Origin of the sequence: Cytobacillus sp., from assembly GCF_032154635.1 — a bacterium.
In the GTDB taxonomy this organism is placed as follows: domain Bacteria; phylum Bacillota; class Bacilli; order Bacillales; family Cytobacillaceae; genus Cytobacillus.
Map to the genome: position 1 here is coordinate 30,785 of NZ_JALDXW010000027.1, position 15,685 is coordinate 46,469.

The following is a 15,685-nucleotide window of genomic DNA, read 5'->3' on the forward strand; positions in this document are numbered from 1 at the left end:
TATTTCCTCCTTTCGGAAATTCTTTACGTTATATTTTAAAATTACTTCTTAGGTGCTTTTGGTCTCTTCGCGCCGTATTTAGAACGTCCTTGCATACGGTTTGCAACTCCAGCTGTATCTAACGCTCCGCGTACGATATGGTAACGTACCCCCGGTAAGTCTTTCACACGTCCGCCACGGATTAACACAACGCTGTGTTCTTGTAGGTTATGTCCGATACCAGGAATGTAAGCATTAACCTCGATTCCGTTAGATAAACGAACACGCGCATATTTACGTAACGCTGAGTTAGGTTTTTTCGGTGTCATTGTACCAACACGAGTACATACACCGCGCTTTTGTGGTGAAGATACATTAGTCTGTGCTTTTTTGAAGCTGTTGTAGCCTTTGTTTAGTGCTGGTGATTTAGATTTGTCCTCTTTCGTTTGACGAGGTTTACGCACTAATTGGTTAATAGTAGGCATGTAATTGTCCTCCCTTCATTTTTGTTAAGCCCACACATCCAGGTGGTTCATTTTGTTGCAAAAAACAAAGTCTTTGCAGATATCTATCTACAAAAACAGTTTTTAATTAATTATTGCAATAGTTGCCGCACCAACATCAATCCCGCATGCCTTTCCAAGTTTTTTCATTGAATCGACATATAGAACCGGAACCTTCATCTCCTCTGCTGTACTTACTACTTTTGCTACGACCTTATGGTCCGCATCTTTAGCAACTACAACTTCGGTAACCGTCCCTTGACTTAGTGCTTTCACCGTTTGCTTTGTTCCTATTACGACATTTTTTGCCTGCAATACTTTTTCATAAGACATAAACAACATCCTCCAAAGTATTCGGTTAATAGGAGCACCTTTGCTATATTACCACTTTCGATTTTCTATGTCAATAACTATTTCTACTTTTATTAACAAGTTTCTTAGTAAAATTTAGTGCTAGCTGTTCAAGTCAGCTAGCACTAAAAATATTATTCTACAGTCACAGCATCTTCAGCTGCTTCTTCATTTGTGTATGGCTCAGCACGTCTATATCGCTGCATACCTGTTCCAGCAGGAACTAATTTTCCAATAATAACATTTTCTTTTAGCCCTAACAATTCATCTCGTTTTCCTTTAATGGCTGCATCTGTTAGAACTCTTGTTGTTTCTTGGAAGGATGCCGCGGATAAGAACGAATCTGTTTCAAGTGATGCTTTTGTAATACCGAGTAATACAGGACGACCAGTTGCTGGTAATTTCCCTGCAAGAAGTGCCTTTTCGTTTGCATCAGTAAATTGATGTATATCTAGTAATGTTCCAGGAAGTACATCTGTTTCTGCTGCATCAATTACACGCACCTTACGAAGCATTTGACGAACCATAACCTCAACGTGCTTGTCGCCAATTTCTACCCCTTGCATACGGTAAACCTTTTGCACTTCACGTAACAAGTATTCTTGTACCGCAGTTACATCTTTAACTCTTATTAACTCTTTCGGGTCAATTGAACCTTCTGTTAGTTCTTGACCGCGTTCTACATGGTCATTTACCGCTACCTTGAGACGAGAAGTGTATGGTGCAGTATATGTTCTTGATTCTACTTCACCTTGAACGACGATTTCCTGCTGTCGATCACGACCTTCGTTTATGCCGACAATTACACCTTCAATTTCAGTAATAACTGCCTGCCCCTTAGGATTACGTGCTTCAAAAATTTCTTGAATACGTGGTAGACCTTGAGTAATATCGTCTCCCGCAACTCCACCTGTGTGGAAAGTACGCATGGTTAACTGTGTACCTGGTTCACCGATAGATTGAGCAGCAATAATACCTACAGCTTCTCCTACCTCTACTTCTTGACCAGTTGCAAGGTTGCGGCCGTAACATTTCTTACATACACCATGACGTGTATTACATGTAAACGCTGATCGAATCCACACTTCTTCAATACCCGCTTTAATAACTGCTTCAGCAAGATCTTCTGTAATTAACCCATTCTCCGGAACAATTACTTCATTTGTTTCAGGATGTTTAATTGATTTTCTAGCATAACGCCCAATTAGACGTTCCTCTAGCGTTTCAATTACTTCAGTTCCATCCTTCAACGAGCTAATTTTCAAGCCGCGGTCTGTTCCGCAATCATCTTCACGGACAATGACATCTTGCGCTACATCTACAAGACGACGCGTTAAGTAACCTGAGTCAGCCGTTTTCAAGGCTGTATCCGCAAGACCTTTACGAGCACCGTGAGTAGAAATAAAGTACTCTAATACCGTTAATCCTTCACGGAAACTTGATTTGATCGGCAATTCAATGATTCGTCCAGCCGGGTTCGCCATTAGTCCGCGCATACCAGCTAACTGAGTAAAGTTAGAGGCGTTACCACGAGCACCAGAGTCACTCATCATAAAGATCGGGTTCGACTTATCTAGTGATTTCATTAGTCTTTCTTGAATGACATCTTTCGCAGCACTCCAAATAGAAATAACACGATCGTAACGCTCATCTTCAGTGATAAGTCCGCGTCTGAATTGCTTCATAACGTTATCAACTTTATTTTGAGCATCATGAATAATTTGTTCTTTCTCACCTAGTACAACGATATCTGCTACACCAACTGTAATCCCAGCCTTAGTAGAGTATTTAAATCCGAGGTCTTTCATACGGTCAAGCATTTTTGATGTTTCCGTAATTTTATATCGCTTGAATACCTCAGCAATAATATTCCCAAGGATTTTTTTCTTAAATGGTTCTACAAGCGGCATTTCTCGAATAATAGAAGGGACATCTGCACCTTGATCAACAAAATACTGTTTCGGTGTCTCTACCTCAAGATTATGCCTTGTCGGTTCATTAATATATGAGAATGATGTTGGTAGAATTTCGTTAAATATTAACTTCCCAACCGTTGTTATTAATAACTTTTTGTTTTCTTCCTCGGTAAAGGTTGGATTTTTTAAAGATCCTGCGTGAACAGCTACCCGTGTGTGCAAATGCACATACCCATTTTGGTATGCAAGCAGCGCTTCATTTATATCTTTAAAAATCATTCCCTCTCCGACAGCTCCATCTCTTTCCATTGTTAGGTAATAATTCCCTAATACCATATCCTGAGAAGGAGTAACAACAGGTTTTCCATCTTTCGGGTTCAAAATATTTTGAGCTGCAAGCATTAATAATCTCGCTTCTGCTTGTGCCTCAGATGAAAGCGGAACGTGAACAGCCATTTGGTCACCATCAAAGTCAGCGTTGTATGCTGTACACACAAGCGGATGCAGACGGATCGCGCGCCCTTCAACAATTGTTGGTTCAAATGCCTGAATACCTAGTCTGTGAAGAGTTGGTGCACGATTTAGTAGAACTGGATGTTCTTTAATGACGCTTTCAAGAACATCCCATACTTCAGGCTGCACTCTTTCAATTTTGCGTTTTGCTGATTTAATATTATGCGATAGACCTTTTTCAACTAGTTCTTTCATAACAAACGGCTTAAATAGTTCTAATGCCATTTCTTTAGGAAGACCACACTGATACATTTTTAAATTTGGCCCAACAACAATTACCGAACGGCCAGAGTAGTCAACACGTTTCCCTAAAAGGTTTTGACGGAAACGACCTTGCTTACCTTTTAGCATATGAGATAGAGATTTCAACGGACGGTTACCTGGACCAGTAACTGGGCGCCCACGGCGTCCATTATCGATTAATGCATCGACTGCTTCCTGAAGCATTCTCTTTTCGTTCTGTACGATAATGCTAGGTGCACCAAGATCTAATAAACGTTTTAAACGATTATTTCTGTTAATTACTCGACGATAAAGATCATTAAGGTCTGAAGTTGCGAAACGGCCGCCATCAAGCTGTACCATTGGACGCAATTCTGGAGGAATAACTGGAAGAACATCAAGAATCATCCAAGATGGTTCATTGCCTGAACCACGGAATGCCTCTAGTACTTCCAAACGCTTAATTGCACGTGTTCTTCGTTGTCCTTGGGCTGTTCTTAATTCTTCTTTTAGGATATCGACTTCTTTGTCAAGGTCAATATCGGAAAGGAGTTTTTTGATGGATTCAGCACCCATTGATGCTTGGAATTTATTCCCGTATTTTTCACGATACGCACGGTATTCTTTTTCTGAGAGCAGCTGTTTTTTCTCAAGTGCTGTATCGCCTGGCTCAGTCACTACGTAAGAGGCAAAGTAAATAACTTCTTCAAGTGCACGAGGAGACATATCAAGAACGAGTCCCATACGACTTGGAATTCCTTTAAAATACCAAATATGTGATACCGGAGCAGCTAACTCGATGTGTCCCATTCTTTCACGACGGACCTTTGCACGAGTTACTTCAACACCGCATCGGTCACAAACTACACCTTTATATCGAACTCTTTTATATTTTCCGCAATGACATTCCCAATCCTTCGTAGGACCAAAAATGCGTTCACAGAACAAACCATCTTTTTCTGGTTTTAATGTACGGTAATTAATTGTTTCCGGTTTTTTCACTTCACCATGTGACCATGAACGGATCTTATCTGGCGAAGCTAGACCGATTTTCATATACTCAAAATTGTTTACATCTAGCAAGGGGCCTACCTCCCTTTTGATCTCCGGGCTTTTCCCTTATTGCCCATATGTAGCAAACAGGGTGCAACTATATTATCCTTTTAGCCTCCGTTATATGTTGTAAACGGAGGCTTAGGAGTAGAAAACACTTGATTTCTCATTTCTAAGAAGTTATTCCTTTGTAACAACTTCCTGTTCAATGCTTTGTGGTTCCGGAGCAATTGCTAAAGATTCAGCTTGCTGAACTTCTTCGTCATCCTCCGTATCACGCATTTCAATTTCTTCTTCGTCCCCAGAAAGAATCTTCACATCCATACCTAAGCTTTGAAGTTCTTTAATAAGTACCTTAAATGATTCCGGCACTCCAGGTTCAGGGACATTTTCACCTTTAACAATGGATTCGTATGTTTTTACACGTCCGACAACATCATCCGACTTAACAGTTAAGATTTCCTGTAGTGTGTATGCCGCACCATAAGCCTCTAGTGCCCATACCTCCATCTCACCAAAACGCTGTCCGCCAAATTGAGCTTTACCACCCAACGGCTGCTGAGTTACAAGTGAGTATGGCCCAGTTGAACGAGCATGAAGTTTATCATCAACCATGTGCGCAAGTTTGATCATGTACATGACACCTACGGATACACGATTATCAAACGGTTCTCCTGAACGTCCATCATATAGAACTGTTTTCGCATCGCGTGCCATTCCAGCTTCTTCGATGGTCGCCCAAACATCTTCCTCACTTGCTCCATCAAATACTGGAGAAGCTACATGAATACCAAGCGCTCTAGCTGCCATTCCTAAGTGAAGCTCTAGCACCTGACCGATATTCATACGGGATGGAACCCCTAATGGATTTAACATGATGTCAACAGGTGTGCCATCCGGCATATAAGGCATATCTTCTTCCGGTAAAATCCGTGAGATTACCCCTTTGTTTCCATGTCGTCCAGCCATCTTATCCCCTTCAGAGATTTTACGCTTTTGAACAATATAAACACGAACTAATTGATTTACTCCTGGTGGGAGCTCATCTCCATCTTCTCTGTTAAATACTTTTACATCTAGAACAATACCGCCGCCACCATGAGGTACACGGAGTGAAGTATCACGTACTTCACGTGCTTTTTCACCAAAGATTGCATGAAGAAGTCTTTCCTCAGCAGTTAATTCAGTTACTCCCTTAGGTGTAACTTTTCCTACTAAGAGATCTCCATCCTTCACTTCAGCACCCGTTCGAATAATTCCACGCTCATCCAAATTACGCAGAGCATCTTCGCCAACGTTCGGAATATCACGTGTAATTTCTTCTGGCCCAAGCTTCGTATCACGTGATTCAGATTCATATTCTTCAATATGAATAGAAGTGTATACATCATCCTTTACAAGGCGCTCACTCATAATGATTGCATCTTCGTAGTTATAGCCATCCCATGTCATAAAGGCTACTAGGACATTTCGGCCAAGAGCTAATTCACCAAGCTCCATCGAAGGTCCATCAGCAAGAATTTCACCTTTTGTTACACGGTTGCCAACAGCTACAATTGGACGCTGGTTATAGCAGGTTCCTTGATTCGAACGAATGAACTTGAGTAATTTGTATTTATCAAGATCGCCCTTTACTTCTTGGCCATCAATCGTATTGATTCTGCGAACCCATACCTCACGAGCCTCTACATGTTCAACAATTCCCTCATGCTTACAAATTACAGCAGCACCAGAATCCTTCCCTGAAACATATTCCATTCCAGTTCCAACACGAGGTGCTTGCGGCTGCATTAATGGAACAGCTTGACGTTGCATGTTCGCTCCCATTAATGCACGGTTGGAGTCATCATTTTCCAAGAAAGGAATACATGCTGTCGCAGCGGATACAACCTGCTTAGGCGATACATCCATATAGTCGACGCGATCACGGGCAACAACTGTATTTTCCCCTCTAAAACGAGCTACAACTTCTTCATCAAGGAATGATCCATCATCACCAAGACGAACATTCGCTTGTGCGACAACATAGTTATCCTCTTCATCTGCAGTCAGATAATCAATGCGGCTCGTTACTTTTCCTGTTTCAGGATCAATACGACGGAACGGCGTTTCAATAAATCCGAATCGGTTTACTTTCGCAAACGAAGATAAAGAGTTGATCAAGCCAATGTTTGGACCCTCTGGAGTCTCGATTGGACACATCCGGCCATAGTGAGAGTAGTGTACGTCTCGAACTTCCATACCAGCTCTTTCACGCGTTAAACCACCAGGTCCAAGCGCAGAAAGTCGGCGTTTATGCGTTAGCTCTGCAAGCGGGTTTGTTTGATCCATAAATTGAGATAACTGCGAGCTGCCAAAAAATTCTTTAATTGAAGCAATAACAGGTCGAATATTAATTAGCTGCTGCGGAGTAATTGTATTTGTATCCTGTATGGACATTCTCTCACGAACGACACGTTCCATTCTTGAAAGTCCGATACGGAATTGATTTTGAAGCAATTCTCCAACAGAACGCAAACGGCGGTTACCAAGATGATCAATATCATCAGTAAGACCAACTGAATGCAGCAGGTTAAAGAAATAACTAATTGAAGCAATGATATCAGCTGGTGAGATATTTTTCACAGCCTCTTCAACATAAGCATTGCCAATTACATTAATAATCTTTTCGCCATCTTCGTTTGGTGCATAAATTTTAATTGACTGGAGTGTTATATCTTCCTCCAGAACACCGCCTACAAGACTAACCGTTTTAAAGCCAATATTTTTCTCTAAATAAGGCAGAATACGATCTAATGTACGGCGGTCAAGGGTAACACCTTTTTCAGCAACAATTTCCCCTGTTTCAGGGTCAACAAGCGTTTCTGCAAGGCGCTGACCAAACAATCTATTTTTAATATGAAGCTTTTTATTAATCTTATATCTACCAACATTCGCCAAGTCATAGCGTTTTGGATCAAAAAATCTTGAAACCAATAAGCTTTTTGCGTTCTCAACTGTTGGTGGTTCCCCAGGACGAAGACGCTCATAAATTTCCAATAACGCCTTTTCCGTTCCTTCGGTATTATCTTTTTCAAGTGTATTACGGATGTATTCATTGTCTCCAATCAAATCAATGATTTCTTGATCAGATCCGAACCCAAGCGCACGCAAAAGAACCGTAACGGGCAGTTTCCGAGTACGATCTATTCTAACGTATACGACGTCCTTGGCATCTGTTTCATACTCAAGCCAAGCGCCGCGGTTCGGGATTACAGTTGCCGTATAGCCTTTTTTCCCGTTTTTATCTAGTTTTCCACTAAAGTATACACTTGGAGAACGGACAAGCTGTGAAACAATAACACGCTCAGCTCCATTAATCACAAATGTACCTGTTTCTGTCATAAGCGGGAAGTCACCCATAAAGACATCCTGGTCTTTAACTTCGCCTGTTTCTTTGTTTACAAGACGCACTTTCACACGTAAAGGTGCAGAATATGTAACATCTCTTTCTTTCGATTCCGGAACGGAATATTTTGGTTCGCCAAGGCTGTAATCAATAAATTCAAGCGACAAATTACCAGTAAAGTCTTCAATCGGAGAAATGTCATGGAACATTTCACGTAAACCCTCATCAAGAAACCATTGATAGGAAGAGGTTTGGATTTCGATTAGATTTGGTAATTCTAAAACTTCACTGATTCGTGCGTAACTTCTACGTTGGCGGTGTCGTCCATACTGAACTAGTTGACCTGTCAACTGATTCACCCCTCAAATCAAGCGTTATTTGAAGAAAAGCGGAAGCGCCTTACCCACCCCCGACAAGCACAAGACTAGCTTCCCGGAAAGGTGTTCTTTACCTTTTTGGGAGGATTGGCTTGTGACCTCGAGGGGGTAGGCTGCTTGCGCTAGACAAATCCCATTTCGGAATCTACCGCTTTTCGATTAGACAAAAAGAAAAAGGGTTTTTAACTAAAAAACCACATTTCTACATTACGACAATTATTTTGTTATCATTCCCACTAATACCATTTTTATACAACTTTTGTGCAATTTAGTAATTAACAGGAATATAATATGTTGGCATTTTATAATACTACCATACGAAAAAAGTCAAGTCAATCTTTTTTGGCTTTTATAATAAAGTATCCTTTTTTCTTCGCAACCGTCTCTACTTCTCCGTATATCTCAGACAATTTTTCAATAGCTGATGGAGCTCCCTGCTTTTTTTGGATAACAACCCAAAGCTCTCCACCCGGAAGCAAGCAATCAAAGCTTTGTTCAAAAATATCATGAACAACCTTTTTTCCAGCGCGAATTGGCGGGTTTGTTAGAATTGCAGCAAACCGATTGCCCTTAACATTCTCTAACCGATCACTTTCATATATGCAAACATTTTCGATTTCATTTAATTGAGCATTCTCCGCTGCAAGCGAAAGCGCCCGTTCATTTACATCAATCATGTGAACTAGCCGATCCTTCATTTGCTGTGCCATAGATAACCCAATTGGTCCGTATCCACATCCAACATCAAGAATGTTCCCCTCTATAGCAGGCTCTGTAAATACTTCTATTAATAACCTAGATCCAAAGTCAACTTCCTTTTTAGAGAATACCCCATTATCCGTTTTAAAACGGAAAGAAAAGTTATTAAGTATGAAGCTCCAATATTTTGGGTCACTTTCAACTTTTTGTGTTTTGGAATAATAGTGCTCAGACAAGACAAATCACCTCCGACGGAGAAAGGATTGTAGAAAGCTAAAGAGGATTTGAACGTTCCCGTCAACGATAAGAATACATCATTGTTTCTAGTCAAAAAAAGCCCGCTATCCAGCGGGCTTTTCAATATATATATTACTTAACTTCAACGCCAGCTCCAACTTCTTCAAGTTTAGCTTTGATTTCTTCAGCTTCTTCTTTAGAAGCGCCTTCTTTAAGTGGTTTTGGAGTGTTGTCAACAAGTTCTTTCGCTTCTTTAAGTCCAAGACCTGTGATTTCACGTACAACTTTGATAACTTTGATTTTTTGATCGCCTGCAGAAGCAAGGATTACATCAAAATCAGTTTTTTCTTCAGCAGCGCCAGCAGCAGCTCCGCCCATAACAGCTACAGGAGCTGCAGCAGTTACACCAAATTCTTCTTCGATAGCTTTTACTAAGTCGTTTAATTCTAAAACAGTCATATTTTTAACTGCTTCAATGATTTGTTCTTTAGTCATGATAAAATTTCCTCCTTATTTTTGGTTTAATTCTATTAGTTTAACGCTAATCTTAACTTACGCGCCTTGTTCTTCTTTTTGATCTGCAACAGCTTTTGCAGCAAGAGCAAGATTGCGGATTGGTGCTTGAAGAACGCTGAGTAGCATAGAAAGTAAACCTTCGCGTGATGGAAGTTCTGCAAGAGCCTTCACTTCATCAACTGAAGCAACATTACCTTCAATTACACCCGCTTTAATTTCAAGCGCTTCATGTTTTTTCGCAAAATCATTAATGATTTTTGCTGGAGCAACTACATCTTCAGTACTGAATGCAACCGCATTAGGACCTGTTAACACTTCATTTAAGCCTGTAAGCTCAGCTGCTTCAGCCGCACGACGTGTTAATGAATTTTTGTATACTTTGAATTCTACGCCAGCTTCACGAAGTTGTTTACGAAGTTCAGTCACTTCTGCAACAGTAAGACCACGATAATCAACAACAATCGTCGATACACTCGCTTTAAATTTATCAGCAATTTCTCCTACGATCTGTTTCTTTTGTTCGATAACACTGCTCATCTTTACACCTCCTGTAGAAATTCTACATTTAAACCGTTCCATAAAAAACCTCCACACCTATAATAGACATGGAGGAAGTATACAATAGTTAATCAAACAATTAACTGTATCGTAATACCTCGGCAGGAAATTAAGCATGAATGCCCCTGCTGTCTACGGTAAAAATGTTATTTTATTTTCACAACAAAATACATCTTACTAAATGTATGTTTGTTTGTCAATTGTTATTATTTTACTGTTACAGTTGATGGATCTACTTTTACGCCAGGTCCCATTGTTGAAGTAACAGAAACGTTCTTCATGTACGTACCTTTTGCAGCAGCAGGCTTAACTTTCATCATTGTATCGAAAATAGTGTTGAAGTTTTCAACAAGCTTTTCGTTTTCAAATGAAACTTTACCGATTGGCACGTGGATGTTACCAGCTTTATCAACACGGTATTCAACTTTACCAGCTTTAATTTCTTGAACAGCTTTTGTTACATCAAATGTAACTGTACCTGTTTTAGGGTTTGGCATTAAGCCTTTTGGTCCTAATACACGTCCAAGCTTACCAACTTCACCCATCATATCTGGTGTAGCAACGATTACATCGAAATCAAACCAACCTTGTTGGATTTTATTGATGTAGTCAGCATCGCCTACGAAATCTGCTCCTGCAGCTTCTGCTTCCTTCGCTTTTTCACCTTTAGCAAAAACAAGGACGCGCTGAGTTTTACCAGTACCGTTTGGAAGCACAACAGCTCCACGGATTTGCTGGTCAGCTTTCTTAGGATCTACTCCTAAACGAAATGCTACTTCTACAGTTGCATCAAATTTAGCAAAATTTGTTTTCTTTGCAAGTTCAATTGCTTCTCCAATTGGATAAGCCTTCATGCGATCTACAAGCTTACTAGCTTCTAAATACTTCTTACCTTTTTTAGCCATTTTTATTTCCTCCTAGATTGTGGTTTTAGCGGAATAACCTCCCACGGCGAAACGCGCAAGCGCCTTGCTCAGCCCCGGCTTATGATCTCGAGGGGCTAGGCGCTGAAGCTAGACATCATAAAAAAACGTACATACGCCTTCAAAAAATGTCCGAGCTAGACGTACAAAAGGTTGCGTGTGAAACCTAATTCAGCAACGCAACCCCGTTGAACAGCATACTTGGATTAGTCTTCGATGACGATACCCATGCTGCGAGCAGTACCTTCAACCATACGCATTGCAGCTTCAACACTTGCAGCGTTTAGATCAGGCATTTTTGTTTCAGCAATCTCGCGTACCTTGTCACGCTTGACTGTTGCTACTTTATTACGGTTTGGTTCACCAGAACCAGACTCGATTCCAGCCGCTTTCTTAAGAAGAACTGCAGCAGGAGGAGTTTTCGTAATAAATGTAAATGAACGGTCTTCAAAAACCGTAATTTCAACAGGAATGATTAAACCAGCTTGTTCAGCTGTACGAGCGTTAAATTCCTTACAGAATCCCATGATATTCACACCGGCTTGACCTAGTGCAGGACCTACTGGCGGAGCAGGGTTTGCTTTACCTGCTGGAATTTGCAATTTAACAAGTTTGATTACTTTTTTAGCCACGAGACACACCTCCTTAAAGTCCGTGATGTGGTAATAGGGAAATTCCCTCCCACTCAACTTATAGTCTTTATATAAAGATAAAGAACTCTAGCATTTGTCCGGTCTCATTGCCGAGACATACTGACCTTTGAAATGTTACCACTTTTTAAAGACGATTTCAAGTTTTTTTCAAATAAGCAAGAATAACTTTTTGAAGTTAGAGAATAACATTCAGTACTTTGAAGGCTTCTCATAATCTTTTATAATTTTTCAATCTGCGAAAAGTCCAGTTCAACCGGAGTGTCACGGCCAAACATATTGACTAAAACTTTAATCTTCGCTTTATCCTTATCAATATCTTCAATCGAACCGGTAAAGTTTGCAAATGGCCCTTCTTTCACTTGTACCGTTTCTCCAAGTTCAAAATCGATATCTACACGTTTTTCTTCAACGCCCATGCGCTTCAAGATTACATTTACTTCTTCCGGCAATAATGGTGTTGGTTTAGAACCAGATCCAGCAGAGCCAACAAAGCCTGTTACACCCGGCGTATTACGGACTACATACCAGGAATCATCAGTCATTACAATTTCAACTAATACATATCCTGGAAAAACTTTACGCTTAACAACTTTTTTCTTTCCATTTTTGAAATCTGTTTCTTCTTCTTCAGGTACAATTACCCGAAAAATTTTATCTTGCATTGCCATTGATTCAACACGCTTCTCCAAGTTAGCCTTCACTTTATTTTCATAACCAGAGTACGTATGAACAACATACCAATTCTTTTCCATTCAAGGGGACTCGTTCGTCCTTCCCTCCCTGTAATAACAAATTTTAGGCTTTAATTGTAGAGTATTTTTTTCCAAATGAAAAAACCCGTTTCCGGGCTTTGCAAATGTTTCCTCTGTTATTCTCCATTATACCATGGACATAGAGGGGTTATTCAAGAATTAAACGAATCAGTTCAGAAATACCTAAATCAACTACAGCAAAAAATACAGCAAAGAACACGACCGTTGCAAGAACCGTCACAGTATAACTTGTTAATTCTTTACGTTTTGGCCAGCTGACCTTTCTCATTTCACGGCCAACATCACGGAAAAACTTCAAGATGCGTTGCATGTCGTAACCCCCAACCTCAAGAGAAATATCCTTTTAATTTTTATCTATTAACCTTACTTTGTTTCGCGATGGGTAGTATGATTATTGCATGTTTTACAAAATTTTTTTAGTTCTAAACGTTCAGTTTCTTTGTTATTCATTGTTGAATAATTTCGAGAACCACACTCAGCACAAGCGAGTACCACTTTTTTTCTCATTCATTCCACCTACTAAATACTGCTACGTCCTTAAAACTTTAACACGGACAATAATTGATGTCAATAACAGCGAAAACTGGAAGAAAGAGTAGAAAGAATCCCCGATCCGATCACAACGAAATTTCACGAACTTCCAAATACCGCTCAAGCTTTCGCTTGACTCGCTGAAGGGCATTATCAATTGATTTCACATGTCGGTTTAGTTCTTCTGAGATTTCTTGATAGGACTGGCCATCTAAATAAAGCGCAAGGACCTTTCTTTCCAAATCGCTAAGAATCTCTGCCATTTTCACTTCAATATGATCAAATTCCTCTTGGTTAATGATTAATTCCTCAGGATCCATTACTTTCGCACCCGAAATAACATCCATTAATGTCCGGTCCGATTCTTCGTCATAAATCGGCTTGTCCAAAGATACATAGGAATTCAATGGGATATGCTTTTGTCGAGTGGCTGTTTTGATAGCTGTAATAATTTGCCTAGTAATACATAGCTCGGCAAAGGCTTTGAACGAGGAAAGCTTGTCCTCTTTGAAATCCCGAATCGCCTTATATAATCCGATCATTCCCTCTTGAACAATATCTTCTTTATCTGCACCAATCAAAAAATAGGATCTTGCTTTTGCACGAACGAAATTACGATACTTATGAATCAAATAATCTAATGCTTCACTTTCTCCCCGATGAACCAAATCAACCAATTCTTCGTCTTCAAGCTGTAAATACGCTAAATTACTTTCGTCGATTGCCTTTAAGTCAGTATCCACTCAGATCCCTCCGACCGCACAAACATAGATAGAAATATTATACAGTAGGCTTTTTTCCAGCGTCAACCGCTCACTGCTTTCCTCTGCGCCATTTTTCAAATATTTCTGATACCTCGTTGCTAAGCGGTATTCTACTGAAAGGTCTTTCCTCTTGTATCTTTTTTACCTTTTTGTCTATTCTATTTTCAATATTGTTCATTTCATTTAATAATTCTCTTGATGATTTCCGCAATGCCCCTTGACCAAATATTGCCCATTGTTCTGTGTAATCTGAAGTAGCCACATGGATTTGTGTTTTTATATTATTGAGACTAATCGCCAGTTTTTCTATTCGTTCATCTGCTGTTTCATTTGTCCGCGTAAAAATTACTTCTACATTATGATTTTTATACTGCTTTTCTGTTCCCTTCACAAAATGGGCATCAAAAACAACAATCACCCTATATCCGGAATACGCTCGGTATTCAGCCATTTTCTCTATTAAGCGATCTCTGGCTGCAGACAAGTCCTTGTTTTTTAGTGCTCGCAGTTCTGGCCAAGCACCAATCACATTATATCCATCGACAATTAGGATGTTCATCTTTATCCCTCTAGAGGGTGTCGTTTCCGGTAGACCTCATACATGAGTAATGCTGCAGCAACTGATGCATTCAAGGAGGTTACATGACCCGCCATTGGTAAATGGATAAGAAAGTCGCATTTATCTCGAATAAGGCGCCCCATTCCTTTTCCTTCACTGCCTATCACTAAGCCTATTGGCAATGTTCCATCAAACTGCCGATAATCCTCTCTGCCTTTTGCATCAGTACCAGCAATCCATACACCTTTCTCTTTTAGTTCATCAATGGTCCTTGCCATATTTGTTACACGGACAACAGGGATATGTTCAATTGCTCCGGTAGAAGCCTTTGCAACTGTAGCCGTTAGACCGACAGCCCTTCTTTTAGGAATAATAATCCCATGAGCTCCTACAGCATCTGCTGTTCTCATAATCGAACCTAAGTTATGAGGATCCTCAATTTCATCCAATAATAAAAAGAATGGGGCTTCGTTTTTCTTTTCAGCTGTATGAAACAAATCATCTATTTCAGCATATTGATAGGCTGCAACTTGTGCGATAACCCCCTGATGATTTCCTTCTGCCATTTGGTCTAATTTTTTCTTTGGGACAAATTGAACAAATACACTTGATGCTTTTGCTAAACCGATTACCTGTTGCATTTGACCGCCTTGAGAGCCTTCAGCGATTAAGATTTTATTTATATCTCTTCCTGATTTAAGCGCTTCAATAACAGGGTTTTTCCCCATAATGATATCTTCGTTCATTCCGCTATTCCTCCTTTCTTATCTTCAACAATTTGAAAAGCTGCAACAATTATTTCCTCCAGCCGTTCTTTTTGATCCGATAAATATAAATAGCCTATAAGTGATTCAAATGCCGTACTATATCGATAGGTTTGGACATCTGTATTTTTTGGAACTGTACCTGACTTTGCATTTCTTCCTCTTTTAACAACAGCCAATTCTTCTTCCGTCAAAAATCCATCATCGATAAATTGATGAACAATTTGCGATTGTGCTTTTGCTGACACATAAAAGGTTGCTTCCCGATGAAGCTGATTTGGCCGTACCTTTCCATTTTGAAGCAGATGTCTGCGTACATATATTTCAAAAACAGCATCGCCCATATAGGCAAGGGCGAGGCTGTTTAACTGTTTTTCGTCCACTTTCGTATCATAGTGAAGCATTC

General features: G+C 40.0%; 16 protein-coding genes and 1 other annotated feature. All 16 genes read right to left on the bottom strand.

Translation table 11 applies throughout. The features are described 5' to 3' along the window. Positions 1 to 41 precede the first annotated feature (41 nt). The 16 genes from rpsL to RUH74_RS17285 all read right to left on the bottom strand — a co-directional run bounded on the left by rpsL (position 42) and on the right by RUH74_RS17285 (position 15,683). Positions 42 to 464 carry a 30S ribosomal protein S12 gene (rpsL, locus tag RUH74_RS17210; protein WP_053478268.1) on the bottom strand — a complete coding sequence of 141 codons (423 nt, stop codon included), beginning with the start codon at positions 462 to 464 and terminating at the stop codon, positions 42 to 44. A gap of 102 nt (positions 465 to 566) precedes the next feature. Beyond that, positions 567 to 815 (bottom strand): 50S ribosomal protein L7ae-like protein, encoded by a 249-nt coding sequence (locus tag RUH74_RS17215; RefSeq protein WP_313802175.1) that lies wholly within the window; start codon positions 813 to 815, stop codon positions 567 to 569. A gap of 152 nt (positions 816 to 967) precedes the next feature. Then, positions 968 to 4,567 carry a DNA-directed RNA polymerase subunit beta' gene (gene rpoC, locus RUH74_RS17220; RefSeq protein WP_313802177.1) on the bottom strand — a complete coding sequence of 1,200 codons (3,600 nt, stop codon included), beginning with the start codon at positions 4,565 to 4,567 and terminating at the stop codon, positions 968 to 970. Between the two features lie 150 nt (positions 4,568 to 4,717). Then, entirely contained in the window at positions 4,718 to 8,275 is a 3,558-nt protein-coding gene (gene rpoB, locus RUH74_RS17225) for a DNA-directed RNA polymerase subunit beta (protein WP_313802179.1), read from the bottom strand. Positions 8,276 to 8,634: 359 nt separating this feature from the next. Then, positions 8,635 to 9,237: a class I SAM-dependent methyltransferase gene (locus tag RUH74_RS17230; protein WP_313802181.1), complete on the bottom strand. Its 603-nt coding sequence runs from the start codon at positions 9,235 to 9,237 to the stop codon at positions 8,635 to 8,637. Between the two features lie 133 nt (positions 9,238 to 9,370). Next, on the bottom strand, positions 9,371 to 9,733 hold the full coding sequence (rplL, locus tag RUH74_RS17235) for a 50S ribosomal protein L7/L12 (protein WP_102272407.1): 363 nt from the start codon (positions 9,731 to 9,733) through the stop codon (positions 9,371 to 9,373). A gap of 57 nt (positions 9,734 to 9,790) precedes the next feature. Next, positions 9,791 to 10,291 carry a 50S ribosomal protein L10 gene (rplJ, locus tag RUH74_RS17240; protein ID WP_313802185.1) on the bottom strand — a complete coding sequence of 167 codons (501 nt, stop codon included), beginning with the start codon at positions 10,289 to 10,291 and terminating at the stop codon, positions 9,791 to 9,793. Between the two features lie 33 nt (positions 10,292 to 10,324). Then, positions 10,325 to 10,468 (bottom strand) — a sequence feature (ribosomal protein L10 leader region). A 50-nt stretch (positions 10,469 to 10,518) separates the two neighbouring features. Further along, positions 10,519 to 11,217, bottom strand: a complete 699-nt coding sequence (gene rplA, locus RUH74_RS17245) for a 50S ribosomal protein L1 (RefSeq protein ID WP_313802187.1) — start codon at positions 11,215 to 11,217, stop codon at positions 10,519 to 10,521. A 224-nt stretch (positions 11,218 to 11,441) separates the two neighbouring features. Beyond that, a complete protein-coding gene (gene rplK / locus RUH74_RS17250) occupies positions 11,442 to 11,867 on the bottom strand; it encodes a 50S ribosomal protein L11 (RefSeq protein ID WP_009336545.1) in 426 nt (141 codons plus the stop codon). Positions 11,868 to 12,106: 239 nt separating this feature from the next. Then, positions 12,107 to 12,640: a transcription termination/antitermination protein NusG gene (gene nusG, locus RUH74_RS17255; protein ID WP_053478276.1), complete on the bottom strand. Its 534-nt coding sequence runs from the start codon at positions 12,638 to 12,640 to the stop codon at positions 12,107 to 12,109. A gap of 148 nt (positions 12,641 to 12,788) precedes the next feature. Beyond that, positions 12,789 to 12,971, bottom strand: a complete 183-nt coding sequence (gene secE / locus RUH74_RS17260; protein WP_053478277.1) for a preprotein translocase subunit SecE — start codon at positions 12,969 to 12,971, stop codon at positions 12,789 to 12,791. 53 nt (positions 12,972 to 13,024) lie between these two features. Continuing rightward, positions 13,025 to 13,168: a 50S ribosomal protein L33 gene (gene rpmG / locus RUH74_RS17265; RefSeq protein ID WP_082631877.1), complete on the bottom strand. Its 144-nt coding sequence runs from the start codon at positions 13,166 to 13,168 to the stop codon at positions 13,025 to 13,027. 110 nt (positions 13,169 to 13,278) lie between these two features. Further along, a complete protein-coding gene (gene sigH / locus RUH74_RS17270) occupies positions 13,279 to 13,935 on the bottom strand; it encodes an RNA polymerase sporulation sigma factor SigH (RefSeq protein WP_313802194.1) in 657 nt (218 codons plus the stop codon). Positions 13,936 to 14,005: 70 nt separating this feature from the next. Continuing rightward, on the bottom strand, positions 14,006 to 14,515 hold the full coding sequence (locus RUH74_RS17275; RefSeq protein ID WP_313802196.1) for an NYN domain-containing protein: 510 nt from the start codon (positions 14,513 to 14,515) through the stop codon (positions 14,006 to 14,008). Positions 14,516 to 14,517: 2 nt separating this feature from the next. Beyond that, complete coding sequence (gene rlmB / locus RUH74_RS17280) at positions 14,518 to 15,261, bottom strand: 23S rRNA (guanosine(2251)-2'-O)-methyltransferase RlmB (RefSeq protein WP_313802198.1); 744 nt, start codon at positions 15,259 to 15,261, stop codon at positions 14,518 to 14,520. Continuing rightward, a complete protein-coding gene (locus RUH74_RS17285) occupies positions 15,258 to 15,683 on the bottom strand; it encodes a Mini-ribonuclease 3 (protein ID WP_313802200.1) in 426 nt (141 codons plus the stop codon). Before RUH74_RS17285 ends, rlmB begins: the two co-directional genes overlap by 4 nt. Positions 15,684 to 15,685: the final 2 nt, after the last annotated feature.

Coding starts and splice junctions, on each gene's coding strand:
- rpmG (WP_082631877.1), bottom strand. CDS start 13,168: ATGAGAAAAAAAGTGGTACTCGCTTGTGCTGAGTGTGGTTCTCGAAAT.
- RUH74_RS17275 (WP_313802196.1), bottom strand. CDS start 14,515: ATGAACATCCTAATTGTCGATGGATATAATGTGATTGGTGCTTGGCCA.
- rplL (WP_102272407.1), bottom strand. CDS start 9,733: ATGACTAAAGAACAAATCATTGAAGCAGTTAAAAATATGACTGTTTTA.
- RUH74_RS17215 (WP_313802175.1), bottom strand. CDS start 815: ATGTCTTATGAAAAAGTATTGCAGGCAAAAAATGTCGTAATAGGAACA.
- RUH74_RS17285 (WP_313802200.1), bottom strand. CDS start 15,683: ATGCTTCACTATGATACGAAAGTGGACGAAAAACAGTTAAACAGCCTC.
- secE (WP_053478277.1), bottom strand. CDS start 12,971: ATGCAACGCATCTTGAAGTTTTTCCGTGATGTTGGCCGTGAAATGAGA.
- rlmB (WP_313802198.1), bottom strand. CDS start 15,261: ATGAACGAAGATATCATTATGGGGAAAAACCCTGTTATTGAAGCGCTT.
- rpsL (WP_053478268.1), bottom strand. CDS start 464: ATGCCTACTATTAACCAATTAGTGCGTAAACCTCGTCAAACGAAAGAG.
- rplJ (WP_313802185.1), bottom strand. CDS start 10,291: ATGAGCAGTGTTATCGAACAAAAGAAACAGATCGTAGGAGAAATTGCT.
- nusG (WP_053478276.1), bottom strand. CDS start 12,640: ATGGAAAAGAATTGGTATGTTGTTCATACGTACTCTGGTTATGAAAAT.
- rplA (WP_313802187.1), bottom strand. CDS start 11,217: ATGGCTAAAAAAGGTAAGAAGTATTTAGAAGCTAGTAAGCTTGTAGAT.